Source organism: Streptomonospora alba (assembly GCF_000826685.1).
GTDB classification, from domain to species: Bacteria; Actinomycetota; Actinomycetes; order Streptosporangiales; family Streptosporangiaceae; genus Streptomonospora; species Streptomonospora alba.
The window spans coordinates 75,217-92,892 of the sequence record NZ_JROO01000004.1; the positions used below are offsets into that span (position 1 = coordinate 75,217).

Here is a 17,676-nt window from a genome sequence, read left to right on the forward strand (position 1 = left end):
CGACGTCCGTCGTGGTCCATTGTGGCCGACGACGCGAGGTCTCAATCCTGTCGAGACCCGCGCTCCGGCTTCCATTGTGCGTCCGGATCCGGTCGGGCGCCATGGCGCGCCGCGGGACGGACGGCGCGCAGCGGATACCTCCGATCCCGTGACCCGCCGGGACGAACGAGGGCGGGGCAATCGGTTTTTGTGCTGTTTTACCCGCACCTGGTGAGCCGGGTGTGGATCGCCGCGCTTGGTGTCGTGCATCGTAAGGCCAGATCGAGTGCTGACAAAGAGGACGGGCGACGACAGAAGTCAACACGCTTTCCGTCCCGGGGGAGGAGCACGACATGAAGCGATCGAGGGCGAACGGATGGGGCGTCTTCGCGGCCACCATGCTGTTCGTGGTCGGCGCCGTGAACATCGTGCAGGGCGCCGTCGCGCTGTTCATGCCCGAATACTTCGTGGCCGCCGAAGGAGAGATCCTCGTCTTCGACTTCGCGGTATGGGGACTGGTCCTGGGCGCCTGGGGGATCCTCCTGGTCCTCGGCGGCTTCGCCCTGCTCTCCGGACACATGTGGGCGCGGGCCCTGGCCGTGGTGGTCGCGGCGGTGAACGCGTTCGCCCAACTGGCGTTCATCGAGTCCTACCCGGTGTGGTCGCTGGTGGCCGTCGCCGTCGACGTGCTGATCGTCTATGCGGTCACCGCGGGCTGGCCCGACCGTGAGAGCGCGGGCGGCGACGCCTACGCGGCCGGGCGCGCCGACGCCCGGGGCACGGCGCCGATCCGCGAGCAGACGGCCGAAGGAGCGGAAGGACCCGAGGCCGCGGCGGGGGAGCGGTACGCCGAGCCGGGAGCGGGCGACGAACGCCCCTACGGCGGGGCCAGCACCCAGCAGGCGCGCCAGGGCGCCACCGAGCGGCCGCCGGGAACACGTCCCGGAAAGCACGAGCAGCCGATGAGCTGACTCGGCGGCAGCGGAGGGGGCTTCGCGGGAGTGCGCCTTTCGCCCGCAGCGCGGGGCCGTTCGCGGCCGGGAGCGCCCGTCCGACGCTCCGACGGGCGATGCGCCGCGCGCGGCCCCGCGCCGTGTCGGGCGGCGGTGGCGGCGCCGACGGGCCCCGTCACAGCGCGGCGCAGGCCTTCAGCCGGCGGTGGCCTCGCGCACCCCCTTCAGGGTCGCGACGTCGGCGGCGTGCGGCTTGACCGGCCCGGGGGTCTCGCACACGACGGGTACTCCCGCACTGACCGGGTGGTCGAACAGGGCGCCGAAGGGGGCCGAGCCGATGTGGCCGGCTCCGATGTTCTCGTGGCGGTCCTTGTTGCTGGCGCACGGCTCCTTGGAGTCGTTGGCGTGGATCAGGCGCAGTCGCTGAGCGCCGACGACTTCGCCGAAGCGGTCCAGCATCGTCCTCATACCCGCCGGCGTGGACACGTCGTGGCCCGCAGCGAAGGCGTGCGCGGTGTCCAGGCACACCCCGGCCCGCGGGTGCCAGCCCAGCGCCGCGAGGTAGTCCGCCAGATCGTCGACCGTCGCGCACAGCACCTGGCCCTGCCCGGCCATGGGCTCCAGCAGGACCGGCGGCACGTCCTCACCCAGCCGCTCCAGCAGCGGCAGCAGCCGTGCTCGCATCCGCTCCAGGCCCTCCTCGCGGCTGCCGCGCACCGCCGATCCGGTGTGCACCACCACGCCGCCGGCACCGATGTCGGCGCCGCGCCGCAAGGCGTGCTCCAGTGAGGCCGTCGAGCGCTCAGCGAGCGCGTCCTCGGGCGATCCCAGGTTGATCAGGTAATTGGCGTGCACGTACACCGGGAGATCGGTGCGTTCGCGCAGCTTGGCGTCCTCGTCGGGATTTCCGGGCGTGGTCGCCCAGCCCCGCGGATTGGACACGAAGACCTGGACGGTCTCGGCGGAGATGTCGGCGGCGTAGGCCAGCCCGCGGGTGGCCAGGCCCCCGGCGACCGGTACGTGGGCCCCGATGGGCGATGCGGCGAGATCAGACATGGTGGTCCTCAGCTTAGGGCGTCGTGGCGTCGTGCATGCTGTACGCCATGAGGACGAATCGCTTCGCGCCCGACTGGCCGAGGATCGGGGCCGGTGCCGCGATCGGCGCGGTGGGCACCGCGGTCGTGGGGCTGGCGGCCTATGGGGCGGCGGGCGCCGTCGGCTCGCTCGCCGGCGGCGATACGACGGGAGCCAACATCGGGCTGGGGATCGCGGTGCTGGGGCTGCGGCTGGCGGCCACGCCGCCGGCGTGCTGGTGGCTGCTGCGGCGGGCGCACGTCCCGCGGGCCGGGTTGGCGACCGTCTTCGGGACGGTCGGCTACCTGCTGCTGGCGCCGGTGGCGGGCTCGGGCGACCCGGCGACACCGGTCTTGGGCGCGGTGTGGGCCGTGCTGGGCGGGATCGCCGGAGCGCTCGGGGTCTACGCGGCGGGATTGTTCATCCCGCGCGACCCCGCCGCGAGGGCCTGAGACGAGGCGCCCGCGCCGCGGCTGCGCGGTGCCCGTCAGTCGTCGTCGTCCTCGGTGAGCGCGTCCACGCACACGGCGACGCCGATCACCAGCGCGGGGTCGCCCCCGGCGTCGGAGCGGTAGGTGTTGACGTCGACGGCATAGGTGTCGCGCATCCGGAACCACTTCCGGGAGATGTGGGCGACGGTGCCGCCGGCGTCGCTGATGACGTACTCCTTGTCGAGGAAGTCTCCGGTGACCTCCCAGTCCTCTCCCTGGTCGAGGTCGACGACGAGCTTGTCCTTGACCGGGTTGAACATGCGCTTGCGCACGGTGGCCACGGTCTCCGATCCGCGTTCGATGCGCATGGTGTCGCGCACGCTCAGCAGCTTTTTGCGGATCACCATGAGTTCGTTGCCCTCGGGATCCCTCAGCTCGAAGGTGGTGCGCAGCCGCATCGCCTTGCCGTCGACCCAGAAGACGCGCGCTCCGGTCTCGTCGGTGACCCAGAAGTCGTCGCCGATGTCGAATATGCGTTCGCGCACGAGGAGTTTCACGGCGATCCGCCCTTCCGCGCGGGGGTGCCGGCCCGGCCGTCCGGCGCTTGCGTTCGACGCTAGGAGACTCCGGGGGCCGCGGCAAGGCGGATCCGCGAGTGAGGCGATACGGGGACCGGTTGTGGACACCGCTCGCACCCGGGCGCGGGAGCGCTAAGGTGCGGTGCGTGAGCCAAACGCCTGCCGACCTGAGCCTGCACGACGTCACGCGCGCCTTCGAAGGCCTCTACGATCCCGCATGGGCGGCCTCGTGGGACGCGGTGGGACTGGTATGCGGCGACCCCGCCCAACCGGTGCGCCGGATCCTCTTCGCCGTCGACCCGGTGGCCGAGGTCGTCGACGAGGCCCGCGAATGGGGAGCCGACCTGGTCGTCACCCACCATCCGCTGCTGTTGCGCGGCGTGACCGGCGTCGCCGCCACGACACCCAAGGGCCGGCTCGTGCACCGGCTGATCACGGGCGGGACCGCCCTCTACACCGCGCATACCAACGCCGACACCGCCGCCCCCGGTGTGTCGGACGCGCTGGCGGCGGCCGTGGGCCTGCCCGGACCGCTCAGCCCGCTCGCCCCCGATCCCGCCGACCCCGCCGGCAACCGCGGCATCGGCCGCATCGGATCGCTGCCCGAGGCGGTGCCCCTGCGCGACTTCGCCGCGCGCGCCGCCGCCGGGCTGCCGCGCACTGCCGGGGGAATCCGTGTCAGCGGCGATCCCCGACGCCCCGTCCAGCGTGTCGCGGTCTCGGGCGGTGCGGGCGACTCCCTGCTGGACCGCGCCCGCGCCGCCGGCGTCGACGTCTACCTCACCTCCGACCTGCGCCACCACCCGGCCTCGGAGTTCGCCGAACACGGCGACACCGCCCTCATCGACACCGCCCACTGGGCCAGCGAGTGGCCTTGGCTCGCCGAGGGCGCCGCCCGCCTGGTGAGCGCGCTGGGCGGCGAACGGGCTAACGTGGAGACCCGCGTATCCGAGATCGTCACCGACGCCTGGTCCCTGGCGCTGTGAACCGATCGGCGCCGAGGCCTCGCCCGACGGCCTGTGCAGTACCGCCACCGCCTCCGACCTCGGCAAAGGAGCCTTGAACACAAGTGAAAGCAGAACCGGCACACCAGATCCGCCTGCTCGACCTCCAGGAGATCGACAGCCGACTCGCCCAGCTCGCCCACCGGCTGCGCACCCTGCCCGAGAACGAGGAAGTCCGGCGGCTGGACACCCGCATCGCCGAATTGCGCGACCGGAGCACGGCCCTGACTACGGCGCTGTCCGACCTCGACCGCGAACAGCGCAAGGCCGAGTCCGACGTCGACCAGGTGCGCACGCGTGCCGAGCGCGACACCCAGCGCCTGGACTCCGGCCAGGTCGGCTCGCCCAAGGACCTGGAGCACCTGCAGTCGGAGATCGTCTCGCTTCAGCGCCGCCAGACGGAGCTGGAGGAGATCGTGCTGGAGGTGATGGAGCGGCGTGAGGACCTCGAAGGCCAGGAGAGCCGGCTGCGCAAGGAGTTGGACGAGGCCGAGGCCGAGCGCGACGTCGTCGAGGAGCGGCGCTCCACCGCGGTGGCCGAGATCGAGGCCGACCGCGCGACGGAGTCCACCCGCCGCGAGCGCATCGCCGAGGAGATCCCCGAGGACCTCCTCGCCTTCTACACCAAGCTGCGCGACCAGAACGAGGGCGTGGGGGCCGCCCCACTGCGCTACGGCCGCTGCGGCGGCTGCGCGCTCGCGCTGAGCACGGCCGAGCTTTCCGAGATCCGCCAAGCGCCGGCCGACGAGGTGATGCGTTGCGACCAGTGCCGTCGAATCCTCGTGCGCACCACCGATTCGGGCATCTGAGGGCCGGGGCGGACATGGCGCGACGGGGGCGGCGCGTGCGCGGCGGCCGCAGCAGGCAGGAGGTGTGACGATGAGCAGGCGACTGGTGATCGAGGCCGACGGCGGATCGCGCGGCAATCCGGGGCCGGCCGGGTACGGCGCCGCGGTGCGCGACGCCGAGACCGGCGAGTTGCTGGCCGAGGTGGCCGAACCCATCGGCACGGCCACCAACAACGTGGCCGAGTACCGCGGGCTGATCGCCGGGCTGGCCGCCGCGAGCGGGATCGCCGCGGACGCCTCGGTCGAGGCGCGGCTGGACTCCAAACTCGTGGTGGAGCAGATGTCGGGGCGCTGGCGGGTCAAGCACGCCGACCTGCGCCCGCTGGTCGAGGAGGCCCGCACCGCGGCGGGCGACTTCGCCGCGGTCTCCTACGTCTGGGTGCCCCGAGCGCAGAACTCCCACGCCGACAGGTTGGCCAACGAGGCCATGGACGCCGCTGCCGAAGGGCGGCCGGTGCGGCTGGGCGCCGAGGAGTCCGGTGAACAGGGACGGCCCGCTGATGCGGCGCCCGCGCCCGCCGGCGGCGCCGGGACGCAGGCGGCCCAGCCCGCGGCCACCGGGTGGGCGGCGCCCGACACCGCGCCGACGCGGCTCGTGCTGCTGCGCCACGGCGAGACCCCGCTGTCGGTGGAGCGGCGCTTCGCCGGGACCGGCGACGTCGAGCTCACCGAGACCGGCCGCTCCCAGGCCCGCGCCGCCGCCCGGCATCTGGCCGGATCCGGCGTCGACGTGGTGGTGTGCTCGCCGCTGCGCCGTGCCCGCGACACCGCCGAACCGATCGCGGCCCGACTCTCGGTGCCGGTGGAGGTCGACGAGGGGCTGCGTGAGACGGACTTCGGCTCATGGGAGGGCATGACCTTCGGCGAAGTGCAGCGCAGCCGCCCGCAGGAGCTGCAGCGGTGGCTCTCCGACACCGAGGCCGCCCCCGAGGGAGGCGAGAGCTTCGCCGCGGTCGCCCGACGCGTCGCCGAGACCCGCGACAAGCTGCTGGCCCGCCACGCGGGCCGCACCGTGCTGGTCGTCAGCCACGTGACGCCGATCAAGGTCCTGCTGCAGCAGGCACTGCTGGCCCCGCCGGAGGCGCTGTTCCGCATGCACCTGGACGTGGGCTGCCTGTCGCGCATCGACTGCTTCACCGACGGTCCGATGCTGGTGCGCTCCCTCAACGACACCGGCCACCTGAGCGCCGAGGACGCCTGAGCGGGCCGGTCCGCCTTGGCCGACCGGGCCCACAGCGCGGTACGCTGGAGACCGAGGGGGAGTCGGCCAGGCGGCCGCGGCACCGATGCGGTGTCGAGGAAAGTCCGGACTCCACAGGGCAGGGTGGTCGGTAACACCGACCCGGGGCGACCCGCGGGAAAGTGCCACAGAAAGCAGACCGCCACCGCTGTGCGGTGGTAAGGGTGAAACGGTGGTGTAAGAGACCACCAGCGGCCGGAGTGATCCGGTCGGCTCGGTAAACCCCACCCGGAGCAAGGTCAAGATGGGGACGTGCGTCCCCTGCGCGGATGTTCGAGGGCTGCCCGCCCGATGTCCGCGGGTAGACCGCACCGAGGCTGCCGGAAACGGCAGTCCCAGACGGATGGCCGCCCGGTCCGCCAGGACCGACAGAATCCGGCTTATCGGCCGGCTCCCCCTCCCACCCGCCTCTTTCCGTACCTGCAGCGGCCTGTGCTGCACCCCGGACGGCCGCGGGCCGCACACCGGTGGGCGGTTCGGCCGACGCGCGGATTCGGCCGGGACCGGGCGCGGCTCGGCAGCGGAAAAGCCCGTGCAGACGGGGTTGTGTGCACCTGCGGGGGACTGGCGCGGGTTAGATTGGAAGGGTCCGGTCGGGTCCTGCACGGGCCTGACGCGGGCGCGGTCGCGCGCCCGTTTCCGCCTGCGAGTCGGGTTCCGGTGAAAGCTGCCTTGTCCACCACGACCTGGGTGATCCTGTTCGCCCTGCCGATCATCGCGATCATCGCCATCGTCGCGTTCGCCGCCTACCACTCCTCCGAAGTCCGCAAGGACGGGCGCGACGACGGGGAGATCGACGAGTGAGCGACAGCGCGGACCCCGCGGGGCGCCGCGCCGTCGGGTGACCGGCGCCGCATCGCGGGGTCCGCGGTCTCACGGCGTGCTCGGCGGCACCGCTTCCGCGCTCTCGCGGCCGGTTCCGGTACCGAGGACCAGAGCGCTCCGCCCGTGCCCGGATGCGTCGGGTTCCTCGTCCGGTCCGGGCTCGGTCGGGACCGGACCGAAGGTTCCGTCGGTGCCGAGCACCCGCACCTCGGCGGACTCCAGGTCGTAGTACATCCCCGACAGCTCCAGTCGGCCCTGCTCGACCCGGCGCCGCACCGCCGGGTAGGTGAGCAGGTTCTCCAGCTGCTGGACCACATTTGCTTGGGACAGACTGCGCATCGCCTCAGGGGCCGGAACGGCCTGCAGGCGGGCCCGGTCGGCCCGCGCCAGGCTCGGGTCGCCGTGGGCGAGCCAGCGCCCCAGGTGCCCGAGTTCGGAGTCGGACTCGCCGGTGCCCTCCAGCAGCGCCTTCATCGCGCCGCAGTTGGAGTGCCCGCACACCACGACGGAGGGCACTTCCAGCACCGTGACGGCGTACTCGACGGCGGCGCCCGCGGAGTCGTCCGCCGGCTCGCTGCCGCGCGGCGGCACCAGGTTGCCGATGTTGCGCAGCGTGAAGAGGTCGCCGGGGCCGCTCGCGGTGATGAGGTTGGGCACCACCCGGGAGTCGGCGCAGGTGATGAACAGTGCCTTGGGGCGCTGGCGGTGCGCCAGCCTGCTCATCAGCGCCCGCATCCTCCCCGCTGTGCTCGCGTGGTACTCGCGGGCGCCGCTGAGCAGCAGGCCCGACGGCGGGGCCGCGGGGTCGAAGCCGCCGCGCATGCCCCAGGGCGCCCACCACCGCGCCAGCCCCGCAGGCGCGGTCTTGCCGTCCGGCGGGACCTGCTGGGAGCGGCGCTCGTACCAGTTCTCGTGCACCTCGTCGATGTCGACGCTGCCTCCGGTGCGCTCATGGTCCAGCCGCCAGGAGTGGATCGACTCGAAGGCGGCGTGGTCCATGAAGTCCACGTGCAGATCCAGGTCGACGTGGGCCCCGGTGGGGACGGTGCGCAGCACGTGGGCGACGTGCGGAACGCCCAGGAAGGTCAGCGAGCCCTGGACGACGATGTGCCAGCGGCCGTCGCGCTCCTCGGTGAGCACGCTGACCCGGGTCAGCCGGCGCAGCGAGACCAGCACCGACAGTGCGAAGCCGATGACGACTCCCTCCAGCAGCCCGAAGACCACCACGGCCAGCAGTGCGCCGGCGTAGATGCCGGCTTCGCGGTGGCGCCGGAGGTCGCGCAGGTGGGCGAGGTTGACCATCTGCAGGCCGATCACGACAAGCAGCCCGGCCAGCGAGGCCAGCGGGATCAGCTCCACGGCGTGGGCGAACAGGGCGATGAAGACCAGGATCCACACGCCGTGCAGCATCGCCGCCAGGGGCGTGCGACCGCCTGCCCGGGCGTTGGTCGTGCTGCGCACCACCACCCCGGCGATGGGCAGCCCGCCCAGCGCGCCGCTGGCGGTGTTGGCACATCCCTGGCCGACGAGTTCGCGGTTGAGGTCGACACGCGGGCCCTCGTGCAGGCGGTCGACGGCGATGGCGCACAGCAGCGACTCCACGCTGGCCACCAGGGCCACCGCCACCACGCCCAGAGCCACCCCGTGCAGATCCTCCGTCCCGGGCAGCGCCGGGCCGCTCCAGGCGGCCGTCGGGGACTCGGGCAGGTCGACGCGTTCGACGTGCCAGCCGGCCGCCGAGGCCACGGTCGTGGCTCCGGCGACGGCGACCAGGGCCGCGGGCAGCCTGCGCAGGCGGCGCAGTCCGGGCAGGCGGGGCCAGGCCAGTACCACGGCGATGGTCAGCAGACCGACCACGGCGGCAGGTGTGTGGTTGTCCGCGAGCCGGCGGGGCAGTTCGGTGACGTTGGCGATGGCCGAGCTCTGCGGGTCGCCGCCCAGCAGCACGTGCAGCTGGGCGAGGGCGATGGTGACACCGACCCCGGCCAGCATTCCGTGGATGACCGCGGGGGAGATCGCCAGAGCCGCGCGCGCGATGCGGCAGGCGCCCAGGCCGATCTGCACCAGCCCGGCCGAAAGGGTGATCAGGCAGGTGACCTGCCACCCGTAGGTGGTGACCAGGTCGGCGACGATGATGGTGAGCCCGGCGGCGGGGCCGCTGACCTGTACGGCCGATCCGCCGGCGAGGGCGCCCACGATGCCGCCGACCACGGCGGCGACGATCCCGGCGATCAGCGGCGCCCCCGAGGCCACCGCGATGCCCAGCGACAGAGGGACGGCGACGAGGAAGACCACAAGCGATGCGGCGACGTCGCCGGGAACGTTGCCGAGTAACGGCAGGGAGCGGATGCGCGAGAGCGGACCGCGGGTCTCCTCCTGGTGCGGGGTCGGTGTTCCCTGGGCGTCGTGACGCATATCTACCCCCGGTGGGTGCGAACGAATGGCGCTCTGGGACAGCGGCCTCGCGGCGGGCCCCGGCTAAGCAGCCCATGACCCGACAAACCTTGGCCGGTCACGTACTGTAGTCAATCGTGTGCGCGGCGGGGGCGGTTTTCGCAACGATGTTGATTACCGTTTCCGCTGCGCTCGATTGAGCGTGCGTGGTGCGAAGTCCGCGGACACGATGAAGGGCGGGGCGCGCCGTGCGCGCCCCGCCCTTGTGCGCCTGTTTGGCCCGGGATCGCTCTAGCGGCGCCCGTCACCGTAGCCGTAGCCGTATCCGTAGCCCTGGCCGTAGGGCGGCGGTGGCGGGTTCTCCTGGTCCTGCGGATCGGGGCGGCCGGGGTAGGGGGGCCACTCGCCCGGTGCGGGATCGTAGCCCGCGGGCCCTGCCTGCGGGTAGCCGCCGGCCTGGTCCATGGGCGGGTAGTCGCTGAGGACGTCGGCGTAACCGGGATAGTGCTGCGCGGAGCCGGGACCCTGCTGCGAGGCCCCGATTCCCGGGTAGCCGTTCTGCGGGGCCGGGCCGGCCGGCGGAGGCTGCGGGGCGCCGTAGGGTCCGCTGTCGTAGCCCTCGGGCGGATAGGAGCCGCCGGGGCCGTAAGGGGCGGGAGCCCCGTAGGAGTCGTAGCCTCCGCGCGGCGCCATGCCCGGCTGATCGCCGGCCCTCCCGCCCCACGGCTGCTGCTGCTCCCAGGGGCCCTGCGGGGGGCCGCCGTAGCCGTAGCCGCCGGGGTCGGGCCGGGTGCCGTAGCCGGGGTCCGGGCCGCCGCGGTAGCCGGGTTCGGCTCCGGGGCCGGTGCCGTAGCCGGGCTCCGGGCCGGTCGGCGCCTGGGGCATCGGGCCGGACTGCCGGGTGGGGTGCGACGGGGAGCCGTAGGGGCCGCCCTCGTAAGGGCCGCTGTCACCGTAGGGGCCGTTGTCGTAGGGGTCGCGGGTGAAGGAGCCGGCGCCGTAGGAGGGCGGCGGTCCCTCGAAGCCGCCCGCAGGCGTCTGAGCGGGCCCGCCGTGGCCGCCCATTCCGGGTGCGCCCGCGGGATCGGTGCCGGGCATCTGCCCCGCGGGCGGACCGGACGGCCGGCTCGGGGCGGCGGGCGGGGGCGGTGCCGCGTTCGGCCGCTGGTGCGGGCCGGTCTCCAGACTCGACCAGATCGGCGAGCCGGTGTCGGGTCCCGAGCTGCCCTGAGGCGTGAACGCGGGGTCGGTGAGCGGGTCGCCGTTGCCCGACCCGCCGCGCCCGGCGGGGTCGTAGGAGTCGCGCGCCGACCGGCTGTAAGAACCCGTGTCGTAGGGCGAGACGGGACCCGTCGAGTCGTAGGAGGGTCGGTTGTAGGAGCCGGTGTCGTAGGACGAGGAGCCGGCGGGGGACTCGTAACCGGAACGGCTGTGGCTGCCGGTGTCGTACGAGGAGCGGTTCAGCGGCCCGGAGTCGTAGGAGGGCCGGTTGAGGGAGCCGGTGTCGTAGGGCGAGACCCCCGGTGCCGAGCCGCCGTACTCCGCCCGCGAGTGCGAACCGGTGTCGTAGGACGAGCGGCTCAGGGGCCCGGAGTCGTAGGAGGGGCGGTTGTGCGAGCCGGTGTCGAAGGAGCCGGAACCGTAGGAGGAGGGCGCGGGGGAGGAACCCTCGTAGCCTGCTCCGCCGCGGCTCACAGGGCCGGAGTCATAGGTCGGGGCGGGGGAGCCCGGGGATGCCGGCGGCGTGCTGCGGCCCAGAGGGGAGGGGCCGCTGAGCGGGTCGTCGTCGCGCGGAAGCGCACCCGAGTCCCGGAGGTCGCGGTGCGACTGCTCCCCGCCGCCGGACGCCACGGGGCCCGGCTGCCCGAGCGGATCGGAGGAGGCGGCCGGAGTCCAGGGGCGGGCGGGAGAGGAGGGGCCGCCCCGCGAGTCGGTCAGGGGATCGTGTGCATCCGGACCGCCCCGGCCGCCCGACGGGCCGAGTGCGTCGGGCGCCGCGCCCGTCCGCTCCTCAGGCGGAGCCGGGGGTTCCTGACCCGCCCCGTGTGCCGGATCGTCGCCCGGTCCGGGGCCCTGGCCCAGGCTCGCCAGCATGCGCAGCCCGTCGTCTCCGGAGGGCTCCGAGGCCGCCGGCGCGGGCGCCTCGGGCGCGTTGCGGCTGCGTCGGCCGCGTGAGGCCTCCGCGGACGCACCGGCGCGGCCTTGATCGGTCTCGGCCGAGCGCGGCGGGGCGGCGGGCGCCGCGTCGTCGTCGAGGGCGGCCATCGCCGCGGTCGACTCCGCCCGGGTGTCGCGTCGAGCCTCGGGCGGCTCCGCCCGGGTGTCGCGCCGACCGGAGCCGGAGAAGGGGCGCTCCTCGTCGTCGGAGCCGTCGTCGGAGAGGCTGGACCAGAAGTCGTTGTCGGCGAAGTCGTCGTCGCGGACGGACCGGCTGCGACGGCTGCGGGGACGCGTCGGCTCCGCCTCCGCCCGCGCGCGGCGATCGCGTCCGCGTCCGCGCCCGCGCGGCTCGGGTTCGCCGGCGGGCTCCTCGTCCTCCCCCTGCTCGTCTTCGTAGTCGTCGTACTCGTCGTAGCCGTCGTCGACGTTTCCGGCGTTGAGCGAGCGCATGCCCAGCAGGATGAGCATCAGGACGATGAGGACCACGATGACGGCGATGATCGCGATTAGCGCAATGGTCACAGTGAATGCACCACCCTTGGGCCCGCGGCCTGGTAGACGACATGGCTGCCACCGGCGGGGGCGATCGGGCTGGCCGGTGTGGAAGCGCGCGGAGCGAGTGAACGGTGCGCCGCCGCGATGCCGCGGCGTGCGACCCGGCGGTCTCGGCGAACCGCGGCCCGTCGGGCGACCCCCGTTGCAAAGGGACGCGCGATGCGGGCCGCCGGACCACCCGGGGCCCCCGCGCCTGCGGAGCCGCGCACGGGACCCGGGGCTGCTACCGGGCTTGTGCGTCGGCTGCGACGGTTACACGATTCGGTCATGAGGTAATCAACGGGGGGCACGGACCCACTTTATGCATAGATGCGGCATGAGTGCAGAGGGCGATGGACGTTCCTCTTGTGCACACGGACTGCGCACGGACAACGCCTCGTCGAAATGCAGAATCTCCCGGAAGATAGGTGGTATCTGATTTCACGGACCGTTGGTGACCGTGAGGGAACCGCGCGCGATCGCATGGTCGGCGATCGCCCCCAGCGTCGCCTCCAGCGAGGCGTCGTCGGAGAGCTGCACCTCGCCGTCGAGAGCATAGACGGTGAAGCGGATCTCGTCGGCGCCGTCTTCGGAGTAGCAGGGAGGGTCATAGGCGGTATCGCCCTGACTGTTGCGCCCCTGCTCGCCCGGGTGGGGGACGGTGTTCTGCCGCAGTTCGGCGGTCTGCGGGTCGAGTCCGTAGAGCACCCAGAACACCGAGGCCTCCTCGGGGGCGTCGACGACCAGCGCCAGCGACTCGGTGACGTCGTCGTCGGGCAGGCCCGACCACTGCAGCGTGGGCGAAACCCCCTCGCCCCGGCAGGTGTAGAGGTCGGGGATGGGCTCACCCGACTGCATCATCGTGCTGCTCACGTTGATCTCGTCGCTGAGCTCGACCTCGGTCCCCGAGGACAGCGTCCCGCACCCGGCGGCCGTGGTCGCGGCCAGCACGGCGCCGCCCGCGGCGGCCAGCCGCGCCCCCGCGCGGCGCGGGCGTGGTAGACGACGAGGTTCGACCGAGAACATGGGGCTCCTGCAGACGATGCGACGGACTCTCCCGAGTGCCGGCCACCGCGGGCGCGGCGGGGCCCAGGCTAGGCTGCACGGGACGGCATACCCGAACCATACTGCGCACGGAGCGCAGATGAGTTCGCCTATCCGCCGAGGCGCGCCGCGGATGCGGCCGGTGCGGCCCCGGCCGGGCTGCGGCGGAGGAACCGGCGGCCGCGCTTACCTGAGGCGATCGCGCGGGCGTCCACAGAAAACAAACCAGTTGAACCGGTGTTGCGGTGATCGGCAATCATGGAACCGTGCGGTTCAGTATCCTCGGTCCACTCGCGGTGTACAGCGCCGACGGCGCGGCACTGCCCATCGGCGGCGCGCGCCTGCGCCGCCTGCTCGTGCTGCTGCTGCTCGCTCCGGGCCGCACCGTGGGCAGCGAACGCCTGGTCCGCGGCATCTGGGGCGAGGAGTCCGTACCCGAGAACGCGGGCAACGCGCTGCAGGCGCTGGCTTCCCGTCTGCGCCGTGCCCTGGGCGACGGCGCGCCCCTGCACGGCGACCCCACCGGCTACCGCCTGCAGGTCGACCCCGCAAGCGTCGACCTGCACCGCTTCGACGACCTGGCCCGCCGCGGGCGCGCCGCTCGCGGCAACGGCGATCCCGTACGGGCCGAGGAGCTGCTGGGCGAGGCGCTGGCGCTGTGGCGCGGCCCGGCTCTGCCCGAACTGGACGAGTCGGGCGTCGCCGGCGACACCGTCCTGCGCCTGGCCGCGTCTCGCCACAGCGTCCTGCTGGAGCGCCTGAGGCTGCACCTGGACCTCGGACGCTGCGACGAGGCGCTTCCCGAGATCGAGGCGCTGGCCGCCCGCGACCCCCGCGACGAGCGCCCGGCCGAGCTGCTGGTGCGCGCGCTTTCGGCGGCGAGCCGCCAGGCCGAGGCCCTGGCCGCCTACGACCGGCTGCGCCGCAGACTCGCCGAGGACCTGGGCATCGATCCCTCCCCCCACATGCAGCGGTTGCAGGTGCGACTGCTGCGGGGCGAACTCCACGGCGAGGGGCCCGACGCGGCCACCGCGCAGCCCGCACCGGCCGAGCCCGAGCCGGCCGCATCCGCGCCCGCGGAGCCCGCTACCGTGCAGCAGTCCGGCGCCGACGAGCCCGAACCGCGCCCGGTGAAACGGCTCCCGCACGTCCTGACCAGCTTCGTGGCCCGCGAGGACGAGGTCGGCCAGGTCGGCGCGCTACTCGCCGGCGAACGGCTGGTCACCCTGATCGGCCCCGGCGGCGCCGGTAAGACCCGGCTGTCCATCGAGGCCGGGTCCCGCTTCGTCGAGGCCCCGACGGCTCCGGCCGAGGGCGGGGTGTGGTTCGTCGAACTCGCCCCGCTGCGCGACGGGGCCGACATCCCGCACGCGCTGCTGAGCGCGCTGGGACTGAGCGAGCCCTCGGGTATTCCGCTGTCGTCGGGCGCACCCCCCAGCACCGGCGACGTCTTCGACCGCGTCCTCGACTACCTCGGCGAGCGCGACGCCCTGCTCATCCTGGACAACTGCGAGCATCTGGTCGCCGAGGCCGCGCAGGCGGCCGAACGGCTCCTCGCCCGATGCCCCCGGCTGCGCCTGCTCGCCACCAGCCGCGAACCCCTGGGGATCGCGGGCGAGCGGCTGCTGGCCGTTCCTTCACTCGCCCTGCCGCCCGAGACCACCGCCCCCGGCGAGGCCGGCGACTACGCCGCGGTGCGGCTGTTCGCCGAACGCGCCCGCGCCGTCGATCCCGGATTCACCGTGGGCGAGGACAACGTCGAGCACGTGGTGCGCATCTGCCGCGAGCTCGACGGCATGCCGCTGGCGCTGGAACTGGCCGCGGCCCGGGTACGCGCGATGCCCGTAGCCCACCTGGCCGCCCGGCTGTCCGACCGGTTCCGGCTGCTCACCAACGGCAACCGCTTCGCCCTGCCCCAGCACCAGACCCTGCAGGCCGTCGTCGACTGGAGCTGGGAACTGCTCGACAGCGACGAGCGCACCCTGCTGCACCGGCTGTCGGTCTTCGCCGGCGGCGCCACGCTGGACGCCGTCGAGCACGTGTGGTCCCCGGGCGAGGGCGGGCGCGACGTCTGGTCGGTGCTGTTCGCCCTGGTCGACAAGTCACTGGTCAGTGCCGACGTCGCCGACGACGGTGGCGAGCCCCGTTACCGGATGCTGGAGACCGTGCGCGCTTACGGCGCCCAACGCCTGGCCGAAAGCGGCGAGGAGCCCGCCGTGCGGCGCGCCCACGCCGACTACACGCTCGGGCTGTGGTCCCGTGCCGATCCGCACCTGCGCCGCCCCGAGCAGCTCGGCTGGCTGGAGCTGCTGCGCCTGGAGCACGACAACCTCACCGCCGCGCTGCGCTGGACGATCGACGCCGGCGACCTCGCCTGCGCTTTCGACCTGCTGCACGCCTCCTGCTGGTACTGGCAGATGGGCAACTCCTGGAGCGACCTGGTGCGCTGGTGCGGCGAGCTGCTGCGCGCCTCCGGCGAGCGCCCGCCCGAGGGGCGCACCGTGGCCTACGCCTACTGCTTGGCGATCCGCTCGGCGGGCGCCGACATCACCGACCAGGAGATCTCCGCCAAGGGCATGCTGCGCGCCGAGGAGCTGCTGGCCGAGTCGGGCGCTCGGGCCGAGGACCATCCGGCGCTGCTGCAACCCACCCTGCTGCTGGGCATGGTCGGCCACGACCGCTGTGAGCGCATCGCCCGCCTGGACCGCACCGCCGCGGACCACGCCGACCCCTGGATGCGCGCCGCGGCGCGGCTCTTCGGCGGTCTGCTGGCGCTGCACACGGGAAGCGGCGCCGAGGGGCGCGGCCGCGTCTTCGAGGCCCTCGACGCGTTCCGCGCCATCGGCGACCGGTGGGGTACCACCCATGCTCTGACCGTGGCCTCGGGTGTCTGCCACCTCACCGATATCGACCGCGAGCAGGAGCTGCTGGAGGAGGGCGACGCCCTGGCCGAGGAGATCGGGCTGAACGCGATGCGTGCCCAGTTCGCGGCCCGCCGCGCCATGACCCTGGCCGAAGCCGGCCGCATCGACGCCGCGCGCAGCGCGATCCAGCAGGCCCGCGCGCTGACCGCCGACAGCGACACCCGGTTGATCTGCCGGGTGGGCGAAGCCGAAGTCGCCTATGCCGGTGGCGATCCCGCCGGCGCCTACGACATCGCGCTGTCCCTGGCCCCCGAAATCACCGGGATGAACGACGTCGCGCGTCGGCAGGTCGAACCCACATGGCTGGCGCTGCGCAGCCGCGCCGCGATGGCGCTCGGCGACCGCCGGGGTGCCCTCGCCGACGCCGCGGCCGCGTGGACGATGATCACGCCGCAGACGGCGGGACCCGCCTGCGCCGAGGTCCTCGAACGGCTGGCCGAAGTGCTGTACGGGGAGTGGCCCGAGCGCGCGGCCGTCCTGCTGGGCCGCGCCGAATCGGTGCGCGGGCTGGCCAACGAGGCCGGTCCCGCGGTCGTGCGCGTCCGTGCACACGCACGGGACGCGCTGGGCGCCGACGGTTTCGACCGGGCCTACGCATTCGGCGCCGAGCGCGAGCCCGCCGAGGTCGAGGCGTGGTTGGGTTCCTGGCTGAGCCGACGGGGCGGCACGCGCGCCGAGGACGCGCGGCCCGCCGGGTAACCGCCGCCCGGCCCGTCGCCCGGCCCGCCGCACCGCCCGTCCTACGGTGCGGCCGCATCGGCCGAGCGGCGGCCGTCGGGGAGCGGACTAGCCGAAGATCCCGCGGCGCTGCAGCATGGACCCCAGGGTCTCGGCGAGCATGGGCGCCCAGTCGCCGGGCTGCTCGGCCTCCGCGTGCCCCACGCGGAACCGGGCGAAGCGGTCCTGGCTCTCGGTGAAGAGGCCGCCGCGCTTGTCGACCTCGATCACCACCTCGACCCCCTGCTGGTCGGCGACGAACGAAAGCTCCATCTCGCTCATCTGGTCCTTGTACTGCGGGGCCGCGCGGAACTCCAGTTCCTGATACATCGGGAACTCCTGGCGCGTGCCCTGCAGCCTGCCCTGCTCGACGTCGGTCTTGACCAGGACGAACCCCATGCGGTGCGCCGCCTCCAGCACGCGGTCCTGGGCCGGCAGGGGATGGACGCTGACCGGGTCGAGGTCGCCCTTGTCGGGCGCGCCGCCGATCACCACGTCGGTGCTCAGCCCCAGCATGGCCCCGGGCAGCGGCCGCCCGCCCGCGTCGGTCAGCGGGGCCTGGTAGGTGACGGGGTAGGTGAAGGGGACGCGTCGGTTCTCGCCCGCGGCCAGCCGGAAGGCGCCGCAGACGGGCACGCGCGAGATCTCGCGGGTGACCTGGCCCTCGTGGTCGCCGATCTCGACCTCGACACGGGCGGCAAGCGACAGTGCGATCTCGTCGATGTCGGCATCGACCTCGCCTCCGGCCAGGTCGATGTAACCCTCCAGTTGCCCGCCCGGCCGTGTGTGGGGCTGGGTGACCACCGTGTCGATGCTGGGGCCGCCGATGCCGATTGCCGCGAGGATGCGCTTGATGCCCATGGTGTCCTTCCGGTCGTGGGGGAGCCGCCGTCACGGCCCAACCGCGGTCGTGCGCGATGTTCGGTGGATAGGATGCGCGCCGGCGGCGCGCGGTTCCTCCGATTCCGCCC

General features: G+C 73.6%; 13 protein-coding genes and 1 other RNA gene. 8 read left to right on the plus strand and 6 right to left on the minus strand.

The genetic code is table 11. The annotated features are described in order from the left end of the window. Positions 1-332: 332 nt before the first annotated feature. Positions 333-950: a DUF7144 family membrane protein gene (locus LP52_RS25540; RefSeq protein ID WP_052809307.1), complete on the plus strand. Its 618-nt coding sequence runs from the start codon at positions 333-335 to the stop codon at positions 948-950. 177 nt (positions 951-1,127) lie between these two features. Here the strand turns inward: LP52_RS25540 and LP52_RS01785 are convergent, their stop codons facing one another. Next, positions 1,128-1,988 (minus strand): deoxyribonuclease IV, encoded by an 861-nt coding sequence (locus LP52_RS01785; RefSeq protein ID WP_040270163.1) that lies wholly within the window; start codon positions 1,986-1,988, stop codon positions 1,128-1,130. A gap of 47 nt (positions 1,989-2,035) precedes the next feature. Between LP52_RS01785 and LP52_RS01790 the strand changes: the two genes are divergently transcribed. Continuing rightward, a complete protein-coding gene (locus LP52_RS01790; protein ID WP_157036154.1) occupies positions 2,036-2,458 on the plus strand; it encodes a hypothetical protein in 423 nt (140 codons plus the stop codon). 35 nt (positions 2,459-2,493) lie between these two features. On the opposite strand, the gene LP52_RS01795 is transcribed toward LP52_RS01790, so the two are convergent. Next, a complete protein-coding gene (locus LP52_RS01795; protein WP_040270171.1) occupies positions 2,494-2,994 on the minus strand; it encodes an LURP-one-related/scramblase family protein in 501 nt (166 codons plus the stop codon). A gap of 188 nt (positions 2,995-3,182) precedes the next feature. Here LP52_RS01795 and LP52_RS01800 point away from each other — a divergent pair, with 188 nt between their 5' ends. From LP52_RS01800 to LP52_RS28650, 5 genes are all read left to right on the plus strand, one after another. Next, positions 3,183-4,001 (plus strand): Nif3-like dinuclear metal center hexameric protein, encoded by an 819-nt coding sequence (locus LP52_RS01800; RefSeq protein WP_040270321.1) that lies wholly within the window; start codon positions 3,183-3,185, stop codon positions 3,999-4,001. Between the two features lie 83 nt (positions 4,002-4,084). Then, positions 4,085-4,828: a zinc ribbon domain-containing protein gene (locus tag LP52_RS01805; RefSeq protein ID WP_040270173.1), complete on the plus strand. Its 744-nt coding sequence runs from the start codon at positions 4,085-4,087 to the stop codon at positions 4,826-4,828. Between the two features lie 70 nt (positions 4,829-4,898). Further along, positions 4,899-6,068, plus strand: coding sequence for a bifunctional RNase H/acid phosphatase (locus LP52_RS01810; RefSeq protein WP_040270175.1), 1,170 nt, complete (start codon positions 4,899-4,901; stop codon positions 6,066-6,068). A gap of 58 nt (positions 6,069-6,126) precedes the next feature. Next, positions 6,127-6,506, plus strand: an RNA gene (gene rnpB / locus LP52_RS25550) — RNase P RNA component class A. 273 nt (positions 6,507-6,779) lie between these two features. Continuing rightward, positions 6,780-6,911, plus strand: a complete 132-nt coding sequence (locus tag LP52_RS28650) for a hypothetical protein (RefSeq protein WP_274518772.1) — start codon at positions 6,780-6,782, stop codon at positions 6,909-6,911. A 69-nt stretch (positions 6,912-6,980) separates the two neighbouring features. Here the strand turns inward: LP52_RS28650 and LP52_RS01815 are convergent, their stop codons facing one another. The 3 genes from LP52_RS01815 to LP52_RS01825 form a co-directional block, all read right to left on the minus strand. Beyond that, positions 6,981-9,347, minus strand: a complete 2,367-nt coding sequence (locus LP52_RS01815) for a SulP family inorganic anion transporter (protein WP_084722798.1) — start codon at positions 9,345-9,347, stop codon at positions 6,981-6,983. A gap of 270 nt (positions 9,348-9,617) precedes the next feature. Then, a complete protein-coding gene (locus LP52_RS01820; RefSeq protein ID WP_040270177.1) occupies positions 9,618-12,008 on the minus strand; it encodes a hypothetical protein in 2,391 nt (796 codons plus the stop codon). Positions 12,009-12,461: 453 nt separating this feature from the next. Further along, positions 12,462-13,046: a YbhB/YbcL family Raf kinase inhibitor-like protein gene (locus LP52_RS01825; protein ID WP_040270179.1), complete on the minus strand. Its 585-nt coding sequence runs from the start codon at positions 13,044-13,046 to the stop codon at positions 12,462-12,464. A 284-nt stretch (positions 13,047-13,330) separates the two neighbouring features. On the opposite strand from LP52_RS01825, the gene LP52_RS01830 reads away from it, so the two are divergent. Then, entirely contained in the window at positions 13,331-16,687 is a 3,357-nt protein-coding gene (locus tag LP52_RS01830; protein WP_040270181.1) for an AfsR/SARP family transcriptional regulator, read from the plus strand. An 87-nt stretch (positions 16,688-16,774) separates the two neighbouring features. Here the strand turns inward: LP52_RS01830 and LP52_RS01835 are convergent, their stop codons facing one another. Further along, positions 16,775-17,566 (minus strand): sporulation protein, encoded by a 792-nt coding sequence (locus LP52_RS01835; RefSeq protein ID WP_040270184.1) that lies wholly within the window; start codon positions 17,564-17,566, stop codon positions 16,775-16,777. Positions 17,567-17,676 lie beyond the last annotated feature (110 nt).